This window comes from Acidocella sp. MX-AZ03, assembly GCF_027626035.1.
GTDB lineage: Bacteria > Pseudomonadota > Alphaproteobacteria > Acetobacterales > Acetobacteraceae > Acidocella > Acidocella facilis.
Window position 1 is genome coordinate 694,333 of record NZ_CP110774.1, and the last position, 18,245, is coordinate 712,577.

Annotated in this window: 18 protein-coding genes; 13 read left to right on the plus strand and 5 right to left on the minus strand. The window is 67.3% G+C overall.

Annotated elements, in window-relative coordinates:
- The first annotated feature begins 88 nt into the window (after positions 1 to 88).
- From GT370_RS03940 to thiL, 11 genes are all read left to right on the plus strand, one after another.
- A complete protein-coding gene (locus GT370_RS03940; RefSeq protein ID WP_008493098.1) occupies positions 89 to 1,186 on the plus strand; it encodes a tetratricopeptide repeat protein in 1,098 nt (365 codons plus the stop codon).
- Between the two features lie 73 nt (positions 1,187 to 1,259).
- On the plus strand, positions 1,260 to 1,718 hold the full coding sequence (gene rpiB, locus GT370_RS03945; protein WP_039884745.1) for a ribose 5-phosphate isomerase B: 459 nt from the start codon (positions 1,260 to 1,262) through the stop codon (positions 1,716 to 1,718).
- Positions 1,715 to 3,013: a serine hydroxymethyltransferase gene (glyA, locus tag GT370_RS03950; protein ID WP_008493094.1), complete on the plus strand. Its 1,299-nt coding sequence runs from the start codon at positions 1,715 to 1,717 to the stop codon at positions 3,011 to 3,013. The genes rpiB and glyA overlap by 4 nt, the downstream gene beginning before the upstream one ends.
- Positions 3,014 to 3,022: 9 nt before the next feature.
- Positions 3,023 to 3,499, plus strand: a complete 477-nt coding sequence (nrdR, locus tag GT370_RS03955; RefSeq protein ID WP_008493093.1) for a transcriptional regulator NrdR — start codon at positions 3,023 to 3,025, stop codon at positions 3,497 to 3,499.
- The gene (gene ribD / locus GT370_RS03960) at positions 3,496 to 4,593 is read left to right on the plus strand and encodes a bifunctional diaminohydroxyphosphoribosylaminopyrimidine deaminase/5-amino-6-(5-phosphoribosylamino)uracil reductase RibD (protein WP_008493092.1); all 1,098 of its coding nucleotides are present in this window, start codon (positions 3,496 to 3,498) and stop codon (positions 4,591 to 4,593) included. The genes nrdR and ribD overlap by 4 nt, the downstream gene beginning before the upstream one ends.
- Positions 4,594 to 4,603: 10 nt before the next feature.
- Complete coding sequence (locus GT370_RS21210) at positions 4,604 to 4,765, plus strand: hypothetical protein (RefSeq protein ID WP_442865484.1); 162 nt, start codon at positions 4,604 to 4,606, stop codon at positions 4,763 to 4,765.
- Positions 4,766 to 4,767: 2 nt separating this feature from the next.
- The gene (locus tag GT370_RS03965) at positions 4,768 to 5,217 is read left to right on the plus strand and encodes a riboflavin synthase (RefSeq protein ID WP_442865485.1); all 450 of its coding nucleotides are present in this window, start codon (positions 4,768 to 4,770) and stop codon (positions 5,215 to 5,217) included.
- Between the two features lie 45 nt (positions 5,218 to 5,262).
- Positions 5,263 to 6,399, plus strand: a complete 1,137-nt coding sequence (gene ribB / locus GT370_RS03970; RefSeq protein WP_008493090.1) for a 3,4-dihydroxy-2-butanone-4-phosphate synthase — start codon at positions 5,263 to 5,265, stop codon at positions 6,397 to 6,399.
- A 29-nt stretch (positions 6,400 to 6,428) separates the two neighbouring features.
- Entirely contained in the window at positions 6,429 to 6,908 is a 480-nt protein-coding gene (gene ribH / locus GT370_RS03975; protein ID WP_008493089.1) for a 6,7-dimethyl-8-ribityllumazine synthase, read from the plus strand.
- A complete protein-coding gene (nusB, locus tag GT370_RS03980; protein ID WP_008493088.1) occupies positions 6,905 to 7,381 on the plus strand; it encodes a transcription antitermination factor NusB in 477 nt (158 codons plus the stop codon). The genes ribH and nusB overlap by 4 nt, the downstream gene beginning before the upstream one ends.
- Positions 7,381 to 8,313: a thiamine-phosphate kinase gene (gene thiL / locus GT370_RS03985; protein ID WP_008493087.1), complete on the plus strand. Its 933-nt coding sequence runs from the start codon at positions 7,381 to 7,383 to the stop codon at positions 8,311 to 8,313. The genes nusB and thiL overlap by 1 nt, the downstream gene beginning before the upstream one ends.
- Positions 8,314 to 8,442: 129 nt before the next feature.
- Here thiL and GT370_RS03990 read toward each other — a convergent pair whose 3' ends face one another.
- The 5 genes from GT370_RS03990 to rnr all read right to left on the minus strand — a co-directional run bounded on the left by GT370_RS03990 (position 8,443) and on the right by rnr (position 13,861).
- Positions 8,443 to 9,678 (minus strand): zinc-binding metallopeptidase family protein, encoded by a 1,236-nt coding sequence (locus GT370_RS03990; protein ID WP_008493086.1) that lies wholly within the window; start codon positions 9,676 to 9,678, stop codon positions 8,443 to 8,445.
- A 190-nt stretch (positions 9,679 to 9,868) separates the two neighbouring features.
- Positions 9,869 to 10,036, minus strand: coding sequence for a 50S ribosomal protein L33 (gene rpmG, locus GT370_RS03995; protein WP_008493085.1), 168 nt, complete (start codon positions 10,034 to 10,036; stop codon positions 9,869 to 9,871).
- A gap of 62 nt (positions 10,037 to 10,098) precedes the next feature.
- Positions 10,099 to 10,818 (minus strand): S41 family peptidase, encoded by a 720-nt coding sequence (locus GT370_RS04000; RefSeq protein ID WP_270183922.1) that lies wholly within the window; start codon positions 10,816 to 10,818, stop codon positions 10,099 to 10,101.
- Positions 10,812 to 11,624, minus strand: coding sequence for a hypothetical protein (locus GT370_RS04005; protein ID WP_270183923.1), 813 nt, complete (start codon positions 11,622 to 11,624; stop codon positions 10,812 to 10,814). Before GT370_RS04005 ends, GT370_RS04000 begins: the two co-directional genes overlap by 7 nt.
- Positions 11,621 to 13,861, minus strand: coding sequence for a ribonuclease R (gene rnr, locus GT370_RS04010; protein WP_008493082.1), 2,241 nt, complete (start codon positions 13,859 to 13,861; stop codon positions 11,621 to 11,623). Before rnr ends, GT370_RS04005 begins: the two co-directional genes overlap by 4 nt.
- Before the next feature lie 95 nt (positions 13,862 to 13,956).
- On the opposite strand from rnr, the gene GT370_RS04015 reads away from it, so the two are divergent.
- Both GT370_RS04015 and GT370_RS04020 read left to right on the plus strand, forming a co-directional pair.
- The gene (locus GT370_RS04015) at positions 13,957 to 16,920 is read left to right on the plus strand and encodes a beta strand repeat-containing protein (protein ID WP_270183924.1); all 2,964 of its coding nucleotides are present in this window, start codon (positions 13,957 to 13,959) and stop codon (positions 16,918 to 16,920) included.
- 11 nt (positions 16,921 to 16,931) lie between these two features.
- Entirely contained in the window at positions 16,932 to 18,233 is a 1,302-nt protein-coding gene (locus GT370_RS04020; RefSeq protein WP_270183925.1) for a Hint domain-containing protein, read from the plus strand.
- Positions 18,234 to 18,245: the final 12 nt, after the last annotated feature.

The following is an 18,245-nucleotide window of genomic DNA, read 5'->3' on the forward strand; positions in this document are numbered from 1 at the left end:
ATACGAGTCGTCAGATAAAGCGGATTGTACGGTTCGCGTAAGGGTTGAGTCGACGAGGGTTTGGCGGGCGGGGGTTGGCGAAGGCGGAATGTCGGACAGCATGATGCAGTATCGCGGGCCGGAGGAGGTGCTGGCCGCTTTGTTCGCCCAGGCCTTCGCAGGCGGCGCCGCGAAATTGCCGGCCGGGCTGAGCCGCGCGGATCTGCGCGCGGCATTGGCGCTGGAACCCGCCGCCCAGGCGCGGATTTACGAACAGATCAGGCAGCATTTCCGCACCGCGCCGGCGCCTCGGGCGGCGGTTGTGGCGAGGCCGCGCGGCGCCTTCGGGCAGAGGCTGGCGGGCCTGGGCGCGGCGTTGGTCACCGCCTGTCTGGTGCTGGCGACGATCGCGCATCGCCAGCCTGTGACTGCGCCGGTGCTGCACCCCGCGCCGGTGGTGGCGGTGATGCCGACGCGGCTCGCCCCGTTGCCGCCCCCGCCGCCCGTGGCGGTGCCGGTTGAATCCGTGGCCAGTCTGCTGGCGCAGGCGGGGCAGAATGGCGCGGCGCTGGCGCTTCTGCAAAGCCGGGCGGCGACCGGCGAGCAGGACGCCGCCTTCGCGCTGGCCAGCTTGCTGGACCAACGCAAGACCCAGGACGAGATCACCTTGCCGAAGGACGATAAGGCCGCCTTTGGCCTCTATTTACAGGCGGCGCAGGCGGGCAATGTCCAGGCCGAATATGACGCGGGGCGCTTCTATGAAAGCGGGCGCGGCGGCGTGCGGGATGCGGTTTTGGCCACCGCCTGGTACCGCGCCGCGGCGCTGAGCGGCTACGCCCCGGCGCAAACCAGCCTCGGCCTCGCTTACCAGACCGGCCTTGGCATCGCGCGGGACAATGCCCAGGCGGCACACTGGTTCGCCCAGGCCGCGGCGAAGAATGACCCAGCGGCGCAGACCGATCTCGGTTATCTTTACCTGTACGGCCAGGGTGTGGCGAAGGATCCGCAACGGGCGGTAAACTTGTTCGGCCAGGCGGCGAGCGCGCAATATGGCCCGGCGTTTCTGGCGCTGGGTTACTGCGCCGCGCAGGGGCTGGGCATGGCCCAGGATGTGCCGCAGGCGGCGCGGGATTTCCTGCTCGCCGAGCAGGAGGGCGTGCCCCAGGCCAAGGCCGCCATCGCCATGATCACGCCGTCCAGAAATTGAACCGCCGGGCCGTTGCGGCAGGCATGAAAAAGCAACGGTTTCAACAGCGCGGCGCGCATGGTAAGGGGGCGCCATGACTCGGTCTTTGACAGTGGCGCTCGGCGCCGATCATGGTGGGGTAACCCTGAAGAACCGTCTTGCCGCCGTGCTGATCGAAGCCGGGCACGAGGTGCAGGATTATGGCACGGACGGCCCGGCCTCCGTCGATTATCCGGATTTCGCCCAGGCGGTCTGCGGCGCGGTTACCGAAAAACGTGCCGATTTCGGCATTCTGGTCTGCGGCACCGGCATCGGCATGTCGATCGCGGCCAACCGCTATGCCGGCATTCGCTGCGGGCTGGTGCATGATGTCACCACCGCCCGCCTGACCCGCGCCCATAACGACGCCAATGTGCTGGCGCTGGGCGCGCGCATCATTGGCGAGGAAGTGGCGCTGGATATTCTCGGCGCCTTCCTCTCCACCCCTTATGAAGGCGGGCGGCACCAGCGCCGGCTCGACAAACTCAACCAGACGACGGAATCCACGCCATGAACGATCAGAGCCTCGCCCCGCGTTTGCAGCGCTTCTTCAATGCCCCGCTTGCCGAAGTCGACCCGGATGTGGCGGCGATCATCGGCCGCGAGCTGGCGCGTGAGCAGGATGGCATCGAGCTGATCGCCTCCGAGAATATCGTGTCCGCCGCGGTGCTGGCCGCCCAGGGCTCGGTCTTCACCAACAAATATGCCGAAGGCTACCCCGGCAAGCGCTATTATGGTGGCTGCGGCCCCTCCGATGAGGTCGAGACGCTGGCGATCGAGCGCGCCAAGAAGCTGTTCGGCTGCGGCTTTGCCAATGTGCAGGCCAATTCCGGCAGCCAGGCCAACCAGTCCGTGCTGCTGGCGCTGGTGAAGCCGGGTGACACCATTCTGGGCATGTCCCTGGCCGCCGGCGGGCATCTCACCCATGGCGCCGCCCCCAACCTGTCGGGCAAATGGTTCAACGCCGTGCAGTACGGCGTGCGCCGCGAGGACGGGCTGCTGGATTATGAGGAGCTGGAGCGCCTGGCCCGCGAGCATAAGCCCAAGCTGATCATTGCCGGCGGCTCCGCCTATCCGCGTTTCATCGATTTCGCCCGCATCCGCGCCGTGGCGGATGAGGTCGGCGCCTTCTTCATGGTCGATATGGCGCATTTCGCCGGCCTGGTCGCCGCCGGGATCTATCCGAGCCCGATCCCGCACGCCCATGTCGTCACCACCACCACCCACAAGACCCTGCGCGGTCCGCGTGGCGGCATGGTGCTGACCAATGACGAGGATATCTCCAAGAAGATCAATTCCGCGACCTTCCCCGGCCTGCAGGGCGGCCCGCTGATGCATGTGATCGCCGCCAAGGCGGTGGCTTTCGGCGAGGCGCTGACCCCGGATTTCGTTGCCTACCAGAAGCAGGTTGCGGCGAATGCCAAGGTTCTGGCGGAAACGCTGGTGGAGCAGGGGCTGGCGATCGTCTCCGGCGGCACGGACAGCCATTTGCTGCTGGTCGATCTGCGGCCGAAGAACACCACCGGCAAGGCGGCCGAGGCGAGCCTGGAGCGCGCCCATATCACCGCCAACAAGAACGCCATCCCGTTCGACCCGGCGAAGCCTGCCATCACCTCCGGCATTCGCCTCGGCACCCCGGCGGCGACCACGCGCGGCTTCGGCACCGAGGAGTTCAAGCAGATCGGCATCATGATCGGCGAGGTGCTGGATGGTCTGGCGAAGTCCAATGACGGCAGCAACGACGCGGCGGAAGCGGCGGTGGGCGCGCGGGTGAAGGCGCTCTGCGCGCGCTTCCCGATCTATCGCTAAGCCGCCGCGATGCGCTGCCCGTTCTGCGGCGATGCCGACACCCAGGTGAAGGATAGCCGCCCGACAGATGATAACAGCGCCATCCGGCGCCGGCGTTTCTGTGCGGGATGCGGGCAGCGTTTCACCACCGTGGAGCGCGTGCAGCTGCGCGAGCTCACCGTGGTGAAGGCCGATGGCAAGCGCGTCGCCTTCGACCGCGACAAGCTCGCCCGTTCCATCCGCGTGGCGTTGAACAAGCGCCCGGTGGATGAGGAGCGCCAGGAGCGTATCGTCAACGGCATCGTCCGCAAGCTGGAAGCCAGCGGCGAGGGCGAGGTGAAGAGCGAGGCGATTGGCGAGGCGGTGATGGAAGCGCTGAAGGCGATCGACGCGGTGGCCTATGTGCGCTTCGCGTCGGTTTACAGAGATTTCCGCGAAGCCCGTGATTTTGAAGCATTTCTAGGCGGTATGGACGGTGCGCCTTTGGCTCAGCCGGACCAGGAATGAGCGACCAGGATTTCATGCGTGCCGCGCTGGCCATGGCCCGGCGCGGATTGGGGCAGACCGCGCCCAACCCGTCGGTTGGTTGCATCATCGTCAATCAGGACCGGGTGGTCGGGCGGGGCTTTACCTCAGCTGGCGGGCGGCCGCATGCCGAGGTGAACGCGCTGGCCCAGGCCGGCAATGCGGCCCGTGGCGGCACCGCCTATGTCACGCTGGAACCTTGCAACTTTACCGGAAAATCAGGTCCTTGCACGGAGGCGTTGATCCAAGCTGGGATCTCCCGCGTGGTGCTCGGCGCGCAGGATCCGCATCCGAAGGTGAACGGCGCTGGCATCGTCCGGCTGCGCGCGGCTGGCATCAGCGTCTCCGAGGGCGTGCTGGCGGCGGAATGCGAGGCCTCGATCGCCGGTTTCGCCATGGTGCAGCGCCAGGGGCGGCCGCTGCTGCGCCTCAAGCTGGCCAGCTCGCTGGACGGGCGCATCGCCACCGCCAAGGGGGAGTCGAAATGGATCACCGGCGAGCCGGCCCGGCAGGCGGCGCATATGCTGCGCGGCACCCATGACGCGATCATGGTCGGCGTCGGCACCGTGCTGGAGGATGATCCCGAGCTGACCTGCAGGATTGAGGGCTATCGCTGCACGGATCTGGTCCGGGTGGTGGTGGACAGCCATTTGCGCACCCCCTTGCTCTCCAAACTGGTGCGCGGCGCGGCGCGGCATCCGCTCTGGATCTTGCACCGGAACGGCGCGGATAAATTGCGCGCCAAGGCGCTGGTCCAGGCCGGGGTGAAGCTGATCGAATTGCCGGCGGCCAGCATCGGGGTCGATCTGGTCGCGGCGATGAAGGCGCTGGCGCAGAACGGCCTTACCAGCGTGCTGGCCGAGGGCGGCGGCACCTTGGCGGCGGCCTTGCTGCGGGCCAATCTGGTCGATCGTCTCTCCTGGTTTCACGCCCCTTGCGTCATCGGCGGCGACGGGCTGCCCGCCGCCCAGGCCTTCGGCATCGCCAGCCTTGCGCAGATGCCGCGCTTCACCCAGATCTCATCGCGCCGCCTCGGCGCGGATATGCTGACGGATTTCATCCGCCAGCCCGTTTAAGGACCAGATTATGTTCACCGGATTGATCACTGGCGTCGGGCGCATCCGCGCCGTCAGCGCCATCGGCAACGGGCAGGATGCCCGCTTCACCATCGAAACCCCGCCAACGAGGTCTGGAGCGGGGCGCAGAAGAAGCTCGGCGCCTCCATCGCCTGTTCCGGCGTCTGCCTGACCGTGATCGAGGCCGGGGATGACTGGTTCAGCGTCGAGGTCTCGGCCGAGACGCTCTCCAAGACCAATCTCGCCGGCTGGCGCGAAGGCACCTTGGTCAATCTCGAAGGCTCGCTGCGGTTGGGCGATGAGCTGGGCGGGCATCTGGTCTCCGGCCATGTCGACGGGCTGGCCGAGGTGATCTCCGCCACCCCGGAAAACGGCTCGGTGCGCTGGCTGTTCGAGCTGCCGGCGGCGCTGGGGCCGTTCGTCGCGGCCAAGGGCAGCATCGCCATCAATGGCGTTTCGCTGACCGTTAACGAGGTCGAGGGACTGCGCTTTGGCGTCAACATCATCCCGCACACCGCCGCGCACACGAATTTCTCTGCCCTGCGCCCTGGTGATAAGGTGAATGTGGAAATCGACATGCTGGCGCGCTATCTCGCCCGTCAGCTAAGCTTTAAGACGAACTAGGCTATATCCGCCGGCCCGCGGACCGGTGCGAAAGGATTGCGTATCATGGACGGCTTGAAGACCCTCTCCAGCTCCGGGCTGCATGACTATATCTCCCCGCCGGCGGAGATCATCGAGGAAGCCCGCGCCGGGCGCATCTTCATCCTGGTCGATGACGAGGACCGCGAGAATGAGGGCGATCTGGTCATCCCCGCACAGTTCGCCACCCCGGATGCGATCAATTTCATGATCAAGCATGCGCGCGGCCTGGTCTGCCTGGCGATGACCAAGTCGCGCTGCGACACGCTGGGCCTGCCCTTGATGACACAGGCCAATGGCAGCCGGCACGAGACCGCCTTCACCATCTCGATCGAGGCGCGCGAAGGCATTTCCACCGGCATTTCCGCCGCCGACCGTGCGCGCACCGTGGCGGTAGCGATCAACCCGGAGCTGGGCCGCGAGGACATCGTCTCGCCCGGCCATATCTTCCCGCTGATGGCCCGCGATGGCGGCACGCTGGTGCGCGCCGGCCATACCGAGGCGGCGGTGGATATCGCCCGCCTCGCCGGGCTGATCCCGGCCGGGGTGATCTGCGAGATCATCAATGATGACGGCACCATGGCCCGGCTGCCGGAGCTCGTGGCCTTCGCCCAGCGCCACAACATCAAGCTCGGCACCATCGCCGACCTGATCGCTTACCGGCGTACCAATGAGCGTCTGGTCAAGCGCGTCGAGCAGGGCAATGTCACTGCCCGCGATGGCGGCGCCTGGAAGATGATCGCCTTCGAGAGCAAGGTGGATGGGGTGGAGCATCTGGCACTGGTGAAGGGTGATCTCTCCGGCGAAGATCCGGTGCTGGTGCGCATGCACGGCATGGAGCTGATCGGCGATGTGCTGGGCAACGGCCATATGGCGGCCTTGCATGAATCGATGCAGGAGATCGGCAAGGCAGGGCGCGGCGTCGTCGTCATCGTCCGCGATGCGCGGCAGAAGGCGATGTCCACCGGCCTGCGGGCGCTGATCGAGGGCACGCATGGCGGGCGCGATCTGCGCGATTACGGCATCGGCGCGCAGATCCTGCTGGATCTCGGGGTCAAGAACATGATCCTGCTCTCCAACCATAAGCGCAACATCATCGGGTTGGAGGGGTACGGGCTCAACGTGGTTGAGCAGCGCGGCCTCGCCGATTGCGATAACAAGTAATATTTTCAAAGAGTTCAAAGTAGAAATTCATGAGCACAGCCGACGCACCCTTGCCGGTGGCCCCGCAGATTGGCGGCCCGGCACCCCGCATCCTCGTCATCAGCGCGCCTTATTATCGCGATGTGGTGGAGGGCATGCTGCACGCCGCCCAGGAGATTTTCGCCCAGGTGAAGGCCGAAGTGGAAATCATCGAAATCGCCGGCGCCTATGAGCTGCCGCAGGCACTCGCCATCGCCGCCGGCGGCAAGGATGGATTTGACGGCTATGTCACGCTCGGCTGCGTGGTGCGTGGCGAGACCGACCATTATGAGTTCGTCTGCGATGCCGCGATGACCGGGATGATCAACGTCGCGGTGAGCCAGCGCCTGGCGCTGGGCACCGGGCTGCTGACGGTGGATACGCTGGCCCAGGCCCATGCCCGCTCGCGCGAGACCGGCGCCAATAAGGGCGCCGAAGCCGCCGTGGCCTGCCTGAAGCAGATCGCGCTGAAGCGCCGGTTCGCCGCATGAGCCGCCCCCGCACCCTCTCGCGCGTCGCCGCCGTGCAGGCGTTGTATCAGTCCGAACATGCCCAGGTGAGTTCGGAGACGGTGATCGACCAGTTCGTGCGCCATCGCCTCGGCAGCCTGCCCTGGCAGGGCGGGCTGGAGGATGGCAAGATGCCGGAGGCGGATGTGCCGCTCTTCACCCGCATCGTGCGCACGGCCACCGAGCAGCAGGATGTGGTGGACGGCATGATCACCCAGGCGCTGCCGGAGAGCTGGCCGATGACCCGGCTGGACCCGGTGCTGCGCGCCGCGCTGCGCGCCGGTGGCGCGGAATTGTGGATGAGCGACGGGCCGCCGGCGAAAGTGGTGATGAACGAATATCTCGACGTCGCCCACGGCTTCTTCTCCGGCGATGAGCCGCGCATGCTCAACGGCGTGCTGGACCGCCTGGCGCATCTGCTGCGCCCGGCCGAGTTCAAGTCCAACGCTGGCTGATGGACGAATTCAGCCGGATCGAGACCTTCTTTGCCCCGCTCGCCGCCGAGGCGGGGCTGAACCTGAAAGATGACGCCGCCGTTCTCGCCCCGCCGCCGGGGCGGGAATTGGTGTTCACCGTCGACCAGATGCTGGAGGCGGTGCATTTCTTCTCCGATGACGATCCGGCTTTGATCGCCCGCAAGCTGTTGCGGCGGAATTTGTCCGATCTGGCGGCGATGGGCGCGGTGCCTTTGGGCTATCTGCTGACCACCGCCCTGCCGAAGCGGGTAGATGAAGCCTGGCTGGAAGCCTTCGCCAAAGGGCTGGGGCAGGATCAGGCGGAATTCGGCATCGGGCTGCTGGGGGGCGATTCCTCCTCCGCACGCACCGATATCGCGCTGAGCGCTACCTTGATCGGCCATGTCGCGCCCGGCCAGGCGCTGCGGCGCAGCGGGGCCAGGGCTGGGGACGGGATCTTCGTCACCGGCACCATTGGCGATGCCGTGCTCGGGCTGGAGGTCCGGCGCGGCAAGCTGGCGGACCCGACCGGGTTTCTGCGCCGGCGCTCGGAATTGCCGGCGCCGCGCGTGGGGCTGGCGCTGGCGGGGATCGTGAATGCCGCCATCGATATATCGGACGGTCTGGTGCAGGATCTCGGGCATCTCTGCCGGGCGGCCGGGCTCCAGGCGACGATCAATGCGCAGCAGGTGCCGGCCTCGGCTGAGGCGGCGGCTTTGGGCGATGCGGTTCTGGAGCAGCGGCTGACCGGCGGCGATGATTATGAGCTGCTGCTGGCGGTGGCACCGGAGAATGAGGCGGCGCTGCGTGCGGCGTGCGGCGCTGTGCCGGTCACGCGCATCGGCAGCTTCCAGCCGGGTGAGGGCGTGGTGGTGCTGGATGCCGATGGTGAGCCCATGGCCTTGTCCGGGGCCGGCTGGAAACATTTCTAAAAGTTTTTGGGGGTGTGGGGACTTTTTTCAAAAAGTCCCCACAAACGTCTGGGGTGGTGGCGCCGGCGTTGCAAAAGCCCCAACGTTTTGCAGCCCTTTTTGAAAAAAGGGCTGCACCCCAAAAACTTTTTAAACCATTCCCACATTGAGCGGCGGCGTCACCGGCACATGCGGCGGTGGCATCGGCGGTGCGTCGGCAGGGGGCTCGTCCACCGGCGGCGGCTCGTCACCATCGGGCGGCGGCTCGTCCCGCTCGGGTGGCGTCTGCGGCAGGATGATCCCCGCCGGCATCGGCCCGGCCGCCGTGGCGCTGCCGCCCACATGCCCATGCACCAGCTCATGGATGAAGCCGAGCTTGCGGATCACCGCTTCGGAAATCACAAACGGGTAGAGATCCTGCTGCCCCATCGAGCGGTTCAGCGAATTCATCGCGAAGGTCAGCGGCAGCCAGGCCTCGATCAGCTGCTCGACGCTCTCCGCCCGGTGCGGGTCGAAATCAATATCCGCATGCAGCAGCTCATTCTCCGTCCGGCGCGGATGGATGCGCAGCCCGAAAGCGGTGGCGGTCTCCAGCGTGTCGACGATATGCAGGTAATGCGCCCAGCTCTCCGCGAAATCCTCCCAGGGATGCATGGTGGCGTAGGCGGAGATGTAGCTCTGCGCCCAGTTGGCGGGCGCGCCCTGTTCGTAATGGGCCTGCAGCGCCTGGCCGTAATCGATGCTGTCATCGCCGAACACCGCGCGGCATTCATTTAAGCGCCCGGCATCGCGCACCAGTACGTTCCAGTAATAATGCCCGATTTCATGGCGGAAATGGCCGAGCAAAGTGCGGTAGGGCTCGCCCATCTCGGCACGGAATCTCTCGCGCATCGCGTCATCCGCCTCTTTCAGGTTGATGGTGATCAAGCCTTCATCATGGCCGGTGAGGATGCGCGGGCCGCTCGGCGGGTCGGCCAGGAAATCGAACGCCAAGCCGCTTTGCGGGGCCTCGGCGATGCTCTGCAGGGGCAGGCCCAGGCGCATCAACGTGTAGAACAGCCGGTGCTTGGCGATTTCCATCTTCCGCCAGTCGGCCAGATTTTCCGGCACGGAGAGGTCGGGGATGGTGCGGTTATGCCGGCAGGCGGCGCAGAGGCCATCCTCGGCGTTGTCGCGCACCAGCCAGTTGCAGGCGCGGTACTGGGCATTCTCGCAATAGCGATAGCGAGTCCGGTGGCCCAGCGGGCGCAGCGCGTCATCGTCTGGCGCCAATGTCAGCAGGGTCAGGGTCTCTGAATCGAATCCCAACTGGTGCGCGCAACGCTCGCAGGAGATGTTCTCGAAGAACACCGTCTGGGCGCAGGATTTGCAGGAAAATAGACGCACGAAAATACCCCTCTAACCTTGTTGGGTTCGAAGGGTATTTAGGTGAAGCGGGCGGGATTTCGTGTGAAATCTCCGCCATATCCAAATTATCTGGCAGCCGCGTGGGCTAAGCCAACCCCGGGCGATCGCCTGGGGCGAAGATCACTTGATCTTCGCTTCCTTGAACTTCACGTGCTTACGCCCGCGAAGATTACTTAATCTTCGCTTCCTTGAACTTCACGTGCTTACGCACGACGGGGTCATACTTGTTCATCTCAAGCTTCTGAGTCTGCGCACGGGCATTCTTCTTCGTCACGTAGAAGTAGCCGGTGTCGGCGGTGGAAACGAGCTTGATTTGAACGACGTTTGATTTGGCCATGTTAAGAATCTCCAGAGCGGGCCGTATGGCCCAGCTTTGCACGCGTCGTCAAGCGCTTCCGTTCAATGCAGCAGTGCGGCCTGGTACATTTCCGGGTTGCTGAGCAGGGCGATGGCCGCCTGCTCGTCCAGCCCGCCGCCAATATCGGCCGGGCAGGCGCTGCGCAGGGCCAGAATCCGGTCGATGCTGACCGGGGCGCGCACCGCACGTGCTTGCGCCAGCACCGGCGATTGCAGGTTGCGGCCCTGCGCCAGCGCCGCGAGCTGCTGGTTCAGCGCCTGCGGGCCGTTGCTGGTGCAGATCTGCGGCATCACCCCCATGCCCTGCAGCGGCCAGCCGCGCGGCGCCAGCACCCGGCTCCAGGTCACGTACAGCTCGCCGCCATCCGGCAGGGCGGTCACGGTCTGCACCAGCCCCTTGCCCAGCGTTTCGGAGCCGATCACCACCGCCCGGCCATCATCGGCCAAGGCGGAGGAGAGGATTTCGGCGGCACTCGCGGTCTGCCCATCGACCAGCACGGCCAGACGGGCGCCGTCGGTGAGGTCCGCCCCCTCGGCCTTGAAAGCCTGGTCGGCATCCGGGTCGCGCCCGTTGGTCTCGGCGATCGGGCCGGATTGCAGCAGCGAATCGGCGACCAGCACCGCCTGGCGCAGCACCCCGCCGCGATTGCCGCGCAAATCCAGCACCAGGGCCGAGGGCGGCGGCGTCTGCGCCATCACCCCGGCCAGCGCCTGGGCGAACTGGTCGCCCGTGCCCTTGTTGAAGCCGCTGATTTTCAGCATCGCGATGCCCGGGCCAGATCCGGTTCGGTGAACACCGTCTGCGGCGGGATGAAGCCGCGGGTGAGGGTGAGGGCTTGCGCCTCCTGGCCGGACTCGGCCACCGAGAGGCTGAGCTTGCTGCCGGGCAGGCCCGGCATGGCGTTGTTCAGCGCCTCGACCATCGAGGGATAGGCGGCGCGACCGTTCACCTGTGTCACCAGCATGCCCGGCTGCAGCCCGATATCCGCCGCCGGGCTGTCGGCGGCCACCGCGCCGATCACCACCCGGCCGCCCTTCGCCGCCAGGGTCAGGCCGGTGCCGCCCAGCCCGGTGATCATCAGCTGGTCCTGCGCCGCCTGCACCGGGCTTTCATAGCGCGAATAAGGGTCGAAATGGTTGAACAGCTCGTCGAAGAAATTGCCGATGATGCCTTGTGTGCCGGCCATGCGCAGGGCCGGGGAGGCGTTATAGGCGGCCAGCGCCACCTGGGCCGCCACCCGGCCCCAGCCGGCGGCGTCGGTCGGTTGCGGGGCGGGCAGGGCGGCCAGCAGCCGGTCTGGCCCGTACAGGCGGACCTCGCCATCCTGCAGGGCGGTATTCAGATTGGGGTCCAGCGCCGCCAGCCCGTTCAGCCCCCACATGGTCATTTGCGGGATGGTGACGGGGTTGAGCGCGCGCGGGGCAATGTAAGTGAGGGCGGCGGACCACACGCTGGCGGCCGCGGCGCTGTCGAACGTCGCGGTGGCGGCGGCAGCGTCAGCCGTGCGGCACCACAGCCCCGGCGGCAGCAGCAGGCAAATCAGCAAGAACAGCCCAGCGCGCTTCACTTGCGCCGCTTCTGCTTCGCTTTTGTGGGTTTCATCGGGGTCACGCGCCCGCCGGCACGCCGGCGCACTGGCCCGGCCGCCCCTTCCGGCAGCCCGGCCAGCCCCAGCAGCAAGCCGCCAGTCACGGGCTTTGCCTCGTTCAGCCTCACCTCGATCTCCTGCGCCAGGGAAAACACCGCCCGGCTGCGGCGGCCGGACAGGGTTTGGGTGCGCTCGTCGAACATCCAGAAATCGTCCGGCAGACTAGCCATACTCAAGAACCCGCTCGCACCACTTTCCGTTAAAGTGGCGAAGAGACCGAACTTCGTCACCCCCGAAATCCGGGCGGCGAACAACTCTCCGACGCGGTGTTGCAAATACAGCGCAAGATAACGGTCGGAGGAATCGCGCTCGGCCATGGTGGCGCGGCGTTCGGTCGCGGTGATGTGCTCGGCGATGTCGGCAAAGCCTGCGATTTCATCGTCTTGCAACCCATCGCGGCCGAGCTTCAGCCCCTTGATGAGGGCGCGGTGCACCAGCAGATCCGCATAGCGGCGGATCGGCGATGTGAAATGCGCATAACGGCCCAGGGCGAGGCCGAAATGGCCGATATTGTCCGGCGCGTATTCCGCCTGGCTCTGGGCGCGCAGCATGGTCTCATTCACCATGGTGGCGGCGGGCGTGCCGGCGACGAGGCGCAGAATCCCGTCCAGGTCGCGCGGATGCAGCTGGTCACCGGGTTTCAGCGAAATATCCAGCGTGGAAAGGAAGCTGCGCAGATTATCCAGCTTCTCCGGGCTCGGCGGGGCGTGCACGCGGTACATGCAGGGCAGTTTCAGCCGTTCCAGCTCCTCCGCCGCGCAGACATTGGCGAGGATCATGAATTCCTCGATCAGTCTGTGGCTGGCCAGGCGCGGGCGCGGCGCCACGCTCTGCACCTGCCCATCCGCGCCCAAACTCACCTTGCGCTCCGGCAGATCGAGATCCAGCGTGCCGCGCCGCTCCCGCGCCTCGCTCAGCGCGTGATAGGCGGCGTAGAGATGGGCGTGGTTTTCGGGATTATCCTCGAACTCCTCTTGCACCTGCTCATAGGTCTTGCGCGCCGCCGAGCGCATCAGCCCGCGCCCGAAGGCGTGGCGGATCTTGTTGCCATGCACGTCGATATGCATCTCGACGAACAGGCAGCCCCGCTCCTCGTCGGGCTTCAGCGAACAGAGCCCGTTGGAGAGCGCCTCGGGCAGCATCGGCACCACGCGGTCGGGGAAATAGCAGCTATTGCCGCGCTCTTTGGCATCCTTGTCCAGCGCGCTGCCGGGCTTCACATAATGCGCGACATCAGCGATGGCGACGATCAGCCGGTAGCCATGCGGCTCCGGGGCGGCGAACACGGCATCGTCGAAATCCCTTGCATCGGCGCCGTCGATGGTGATCAGCGGCAGGTCGCGCAGATCCGTGCGCTTGCCCAGCGCCACGTTCTTCGCCCGCTTCGCCTCCTTCAGCGCGGCTTCGGAAAATTCCATCGGGATGCCGTGCTGGGCGATGGCGATGAGGCTGACATTGCGGGCATCGCTGGCATTGCCCAGCCGCTCGGTAATGCGCGCCGGCTTCGGGCCGAAGGGCTTGCCGGGCAGCGGCTCGGCGCGGACGATCTCGCCTTCCTCCGCCTCCATCGTCTCCCCGCCGGGGACCACCCATTCGCCCTTCTGGCGTTTCTCAGTGGGCTCAATACGCCCGCCATAAGGGGTTTTATGGAACAGCCCGACAATGCTGCCGCTCTGGCCCTCGACACGCTTGAGCGTGCGGCCCTCATATTTGTCGGGGCCGATCTGGCGCAGCCTGGCCATCACCTTCGCACCCGGCGCCAGAGCGGCGGCGCCGGCGCGCTCGGGCTGCATGAAAATCACCGGCGGGCGGCCCGGCCCGTCCCAGAGCACCGGCTTGGCGATGGCCTCGCCATCGCGGTCGATGCCGGTGACCTCGACCATCGCGTTTTCCGGCAGCCGGCCCGCCTCGGTGAAGCGCTTGCGCCCGGCGCGCTCGGCATGGCCCTCGACCTCCAGCGATTTCAGGATGCCGCGCAGCCCTTTGCGGTTCTCCGGGGTGACGGAAAAGGCGCGCACCACGTCGCGAAAATGCGGCGGGCTGGCGGCCTCGGCCAGGAAGCGCTTCACCGAGTCGCGGCTGGGCAGCGCGGTTTGCGGCTTGTCCCGTTGCGGTTTGGGGGCTTTCGGCTCGGTCTGCTTCGTCCTGGTCTTCATGACTCCTAGTATGGGGCCGGGAGCGGTTTCCGGCCATGTCTGTTTGCGGGCAAATTGAGGGTTGATTGCGATACCGAATCATGTAACCTGGAGTTGTGAGCGGCATCATCAGCATCAAGGTTCCCGCGACGATCACGGCCATCGAGGGACAGCCCACGCTCTCCTCCCTGGCCGGGCTGCCCTATGGCCTGGCGGTGAACGATCCCAATGCGGGCGCGAATATCACGCTCAAGCTGGTCGCGGCGAACGCGGCGGCGGCGATGAGTGCCAGCGCCACCAGCGGCGCCACGGTGTCGGCCAACAGCAACACGCTGGTGATTTCAGGCGCGCAGGCGCAGGTGAATGCGGCCCTCTCCAGCCTGCAGATCAGCGAGGCGGCCGGGACAAGCTCTGACCTGATCTCGCTGCTCGCCGCCGATAATTATGGCAGCCTGGCCAGCAGCACGCTGGCGCTGACGCTGGTGCCGCAGAGCCCTCCGGCCTTTGTCGACCCGACCTTGCTGGTGACGATCGCGCCCAACCAGCCGCAGCTCCTGCCCGATCTGCTGCTCGCCGACCCCGCCGCCAGCGCCCTGGCGGCGATGGGGCTGGGGGCGCAGGAGACGCTGCAGCTCACTTTGTCCGTGTCCGAGGGCGTGCTGATGCTGCCCGGCTATTCCACCCTCTCGGGGATCGAGGCCAGCGGCATCGGCAGCGGCACCATCGAGCTGACCCTGGCGGCGAACGAGATCGGCGCGCTCAACACGCTGCTGACTTCGCTGGAATTCGCCGGGCCGACCATCTCCGGCGGTCAGCATCTTGAGTATGAGCTGTGGAACCTCAGCGGCGTGCTGCCGCAGGAGGTCACCTACGGCAATCTATTCCTGTATAATGTCGGCCTCGCCCCGGCGAGTGCGAGCTATACGCTGGGTGGGCAAACGCTGGTGACCGGGGGGGAAAGCCTGGCCGGCACGCTGGCCGTCACCGGGCTGACCGCGCTGATGGGCAATCTCACCGCCGGCGGGCTGTCGATCGCCGCCGGGGGCGTGCTGGAGGTGGCGGCCAATTCGCTGCTGCTCAGCGGCACCGCCTATGATTTCGGGGGGCTGGCGGCGCAATCGGTGATCGAGAGCGGGCAGCTGCTCATCGGCAATGCGGCAAGCTTGCAGGGCGAGCTGGTGCTGGGGACCAACGCGGTGGCGAATTTCGCCAACGGGCTGGTGGTAGGCGCCGGGGCGGCAAATGACTATCAGGAAGGGATCAGCCTGGCCGCCGGGGCGATCCTGGAGGGCAGCGGCACGCTCAGCGTCGGGGATTTTTCCCAGTCTGGGATGATCGATGGCAGCGGCACGCTGCTGGCGCTGGGCGGCAGCACGCTGGAAATCGATGCCGGGCTGGTCGCGACGGGCGTGCATCTGGATGTCGCCGGTGGCGGGGTCATGGTGCTCGGCCCGCAAACCCCGCTCTTCGGAATTTTCAACACCACCCCGCTGACCATCGCCAGCGGGGTGACGCTAGAGTTTGGCGGGCCGGGTGTGGCGACGATCGGCGGCGGCTTTGCCGGCACGCTGGGCGGCAGCGGCGGCGCCTTCGTAATCACCGGGCCGCAGGATTTCTCTGGCACCGTCACCGGCTTCGCGGTGGGCGACGCCTTGATCTTCCCTGGCCTCACCGGGCTGACGGTGAAGGATGTGAACACCCTCGCCGGCACCTCCAGCTTCGTCGTCACCGGGGTGGACAGCAACGGCGTCACCGACAGCTATACGATTGCCGCCAATATCCCCGCCGGGCTGTTCCCCGCCACCAGCTTCGATTCCGCCGGGGACCCGGAGGTGGTGCTGCATTCCAGCCTGGCGACGATCAGCAATGGCGGGCTGTTCGCCGCCAGCGCCGGGGTGAGCCAGCCATTGCTCGGGCTCAGCCTGGCCTTGGCGGCACCGACGACCCAGGCGCTCTCCCTGACCCTGACCACCGCCCATGGCAGCCTCAGCGTCGGGGACAGCGTGGGCAGCGCGCTGACGCTGAGCGCGATCAATCTGGCGCTGATGAACGCGCAGCTGGCCTCCCTGCTTTATACCGGCACCGGGGCGTTGGATGTGCTTACCATCAGCAGCGGGTCGGGCATCCTCTCCGGGCTGATCGATTATGAAGGGATTGGCAAAGGCAGCACCGGCACCGTGGATGGCTATTCCGGCCTGGGGCTGACCACCGGCGAATTCGTCTCCTTCGGCAATAGTGGCGGGCTCTATACCGATCATGTGGCGCACGCGCTGGGCGGGGCGCTGATCACCGGCGCGGTGGATTTCGAGGACCCGTTCCAGGCCAGCGGCTATTCCGGCACCGCGCTGGAGATCGACCATAACGGCCTGGCCATATTCGGCGCCGCCGCGCAGGTGGCGATGGCCGGCAATGCCACGCTCGGCGATGCCGGCGGGGCAGGGGCGCTGGAGGTGCTGAGCCAGGCGGTCAGCCTGGCCGGCACGCTGACCATGGCCGCCTCCGGCGCCGGGGCAGGCAGCGTGGCCGTGCTGGGGACGATGAGCATTGGCGGCGCGGCGCTGGTGGGCGTCGCGGGCAACGCCACTCTCTACGCCTCCGGCGATCTGGCGGCGGGCAGCCTGACTCTGGGCAGCGGCGGCGTGCTGGAGGCCACCGGTGCGGCGACCTTGTCCCTGGGCAGCCTCAGCAATCGCGGCGGTGTCACCCTGGCCGGCGGCGCGCTGCTGGATGCGGCGAATTATGCCGGTGCGGGCGGGCTGACACTGGGCGGCACGGCGGTAATGAATATCGCCGGCACCGCCAGTCTCAGCGGCGGCCTTGTCAGCCTGGGGGTGGGCACCAGCCTGCAGGCGGCCAGCCTGGTGGAAAGCGCCGGCCAGCTCAGCCTCGCCGGGACGCTTGCCGCCACCGGGGCGATGAGCCTGTCCAATGCGCAGCTCAATGATGGCTGGGTGCAGGCGGGCACGCTCAGCCTCGCCGGCACGCTGGCGGGTTATGGCATCATCGATGCCGGCACCCTCATCGATACCGGCACGCTCGCTGTCCAGGGCGGCGACCTGCTGCTGGCCGGGGCAGCCTGATCGGCGGCGGCGTGGTCGAGATCGGCAGCCAGGCAACGCTGGAGCTGAACAGCACCGATCTCTCCACTACGCCAATCAGCTTCACCGGCACCTCCAGCCTGCTTGTCCTGGATAATGTCGCCGCCGGGATGCCGGGCATCGCCAACATGTCCAGCTTCGATGCGGTGGATCTGGTCGGCGTCGCCCCGTCTCTGGTCGGGCTGGCGGGCAACACCATCGATGTCCGCAACGCCCAAGGCAGCCTCACTGCCGCCTTCACGCTGGGCACCGCCGCCGGGGCGCTGCCGGCGGTGAGCGTGATCGCGGATGGCAGCGGCGGGGCGTTGCTTACGCTGGGCGGCGAGCTGCCCTGCTTCGCCCGCGGCACCGGCATCCTCACCCCGCACGGCTATCGCCCGATCGAGGCGCTGCGTCCTGGCGATCCGGTGATCACCGCCCGTGGCGAGCGAAGGCCGGTGCGCTGGCTGGGCTGGAGCGTGCTGGACCTGAATTATGGCCCCGGCCAGGAGGCGCGCCCGGTGCTGATCCGCCCCGGCGCCTTCGGCCCTGGCAAGCCGGCCCGGCCGGTGCGGCTCTCGCCCTCGCATGGCGTCCATGTCGAGGGGGTGCTGGTGCCGGCCGCATGTCTGGTCAACGGCGCCACCATCCTGCGCGATACGGCGATGCCGGCCATCACCTATTACCATCTGGAGCTGGACCGCCATGACGCGCTGCTGGCCGAGGGGCTGCCCTGCGAATCCTATTTCTGCGACGGCAACCGGGACTGGCTGAGCCATGAGCTGGGGCGGCGCAGCCCGGCGCGCCGCCCCTTCGCCGCCACCGTGAGCGGCGGGCCGCGTCTGGCCGCCATCCGCCGGATGCTGCACGAGCAGGCGCTGCATTCCGGCTTCACCCCCGGCTTCCTGCCCCGGCTGCGCGCCATGGCGGCGGGGCAGGATGTGCTGCCCCGCTTCTCCGGCCCCGATGGCTGGCGCCAGGCCCGGTTCAGCCTGGCGCAGCCGGCGCGCGAGCTGATCCTGCTCGCCCCCGCCTGCGCCGCGGCGGAGACCGACCCGGATTCGGAGGATCGGCGCGCGCTCGGGCTTTGCTTGGGGGATACGCCAGGGCTGCGGCTGGGCGCGGGCTGGCTGGCGCGCGCGCCGGGTGATATCGGGGACTGGATGGGTAGCCGCGCCACCTTGCTCAGCCCCCGGCCGCGCCGGCACTGGGCGCTGGCTATCGCCGCGTTGCCGCAAAGCTGGCAGCGCGCGCAGGGCAGCCCTCCAGGATTTTGGCCGTCCCCAGCCATTGACGCCCCCGGCGCAACAGGATAGACGCGCGCCTCG

Excerpts from the sequence above, each read along its gene's own strand:
- ribD (WP_008493092.1), top strand. The coding sequence starts at position 3,496 with ATGAGCGACCAGGATTTCATGCGTGCCGCGCTGGCCATGGCCCGGCGC.
- ribH (WP_008493089.1), top strand. The coding sequence starts at position 6,429 with ATGAGCACAGCCGACGCACCCTTGCCGGTGGCCCCGCAGATTGGCGGC.
- rpiB (WP_039884745.1), top strand. The coding sequence starts at position 1,260 with ATGACTCGGTCTTTGACAGTGGCGCTCGGCGCCGATCATGGTGGGGTA.
- glyA (WP_008493094.1), top strand. The coding sequence starts at position 1,715 with ATGAACGATCAGAGCCTCGCCCCGCGTTTGCAGCGCTTCTTCAATGCC.
- ribB (WP_008493090.1), top strand. The coding sequence starts at position 5,263 with ATGGACGGCTTGAAGACCCTCTCCAGCTCCGGGCTGCATGACTATATC.
- GT370_RS21210 (WP_442865484.1), top strand. The coding sequence starts at position 4,604 with ATGTTCACCGGATTGATCACTGGCGTCGGGCGCATCCGCGCCGTCAGC.
- rnr (WP_008493082.1), bottom strand. The coding sequence starts at position 13,861 with ATGAAGACCAGGACGAAGCAGACCGAGCCGAAAGCCCCCAAACCGCAA.
- GT370_RS03940 (WP_008493098.1), top strand. The coding sequence starts at position 89 with ATGTCGGACAGCATGATGCAGTATCGCGGGCCGGAGGAGGTGCTGGCC.
- nusB (WP_008493088.1), top strand. The coding sequence starts at position 6,905 with ATGAGCCGCCCCCGCACCCTCTCGCGCGTCGCCGCCGTGCAGGCGTTG.
- GT370_RS04000 (WP_270183922.1), bottom strand. The coding sequence starts at position 10,818 with ATGCTGAAAATCAGCGGCTTCAACAAGGGCACGGGCGACCAGTTCGCC.
- thiL (WP_008493087.1), top strand. The coding sequence starts at position 7,381 with ATGGACGAATTCAGCCGGATCGAGACCTTCTTTGCCCCGCTCGCCGCC.
- rpmG (WP_008493085.1), bottom strand. The coding sequence starts at position 10,036 with ATGGCCAAATCAAACGTCGTTCAAATCAAGCTCGTTTCCACCGCCGAC.
- nrdR (WP_008493093.1), top strand. The coding sequence starts at position 3,023 with ATGCGCTGCCCGTTCTGCGGCGATGCCGACACCCAGGTGAAGGATAGC.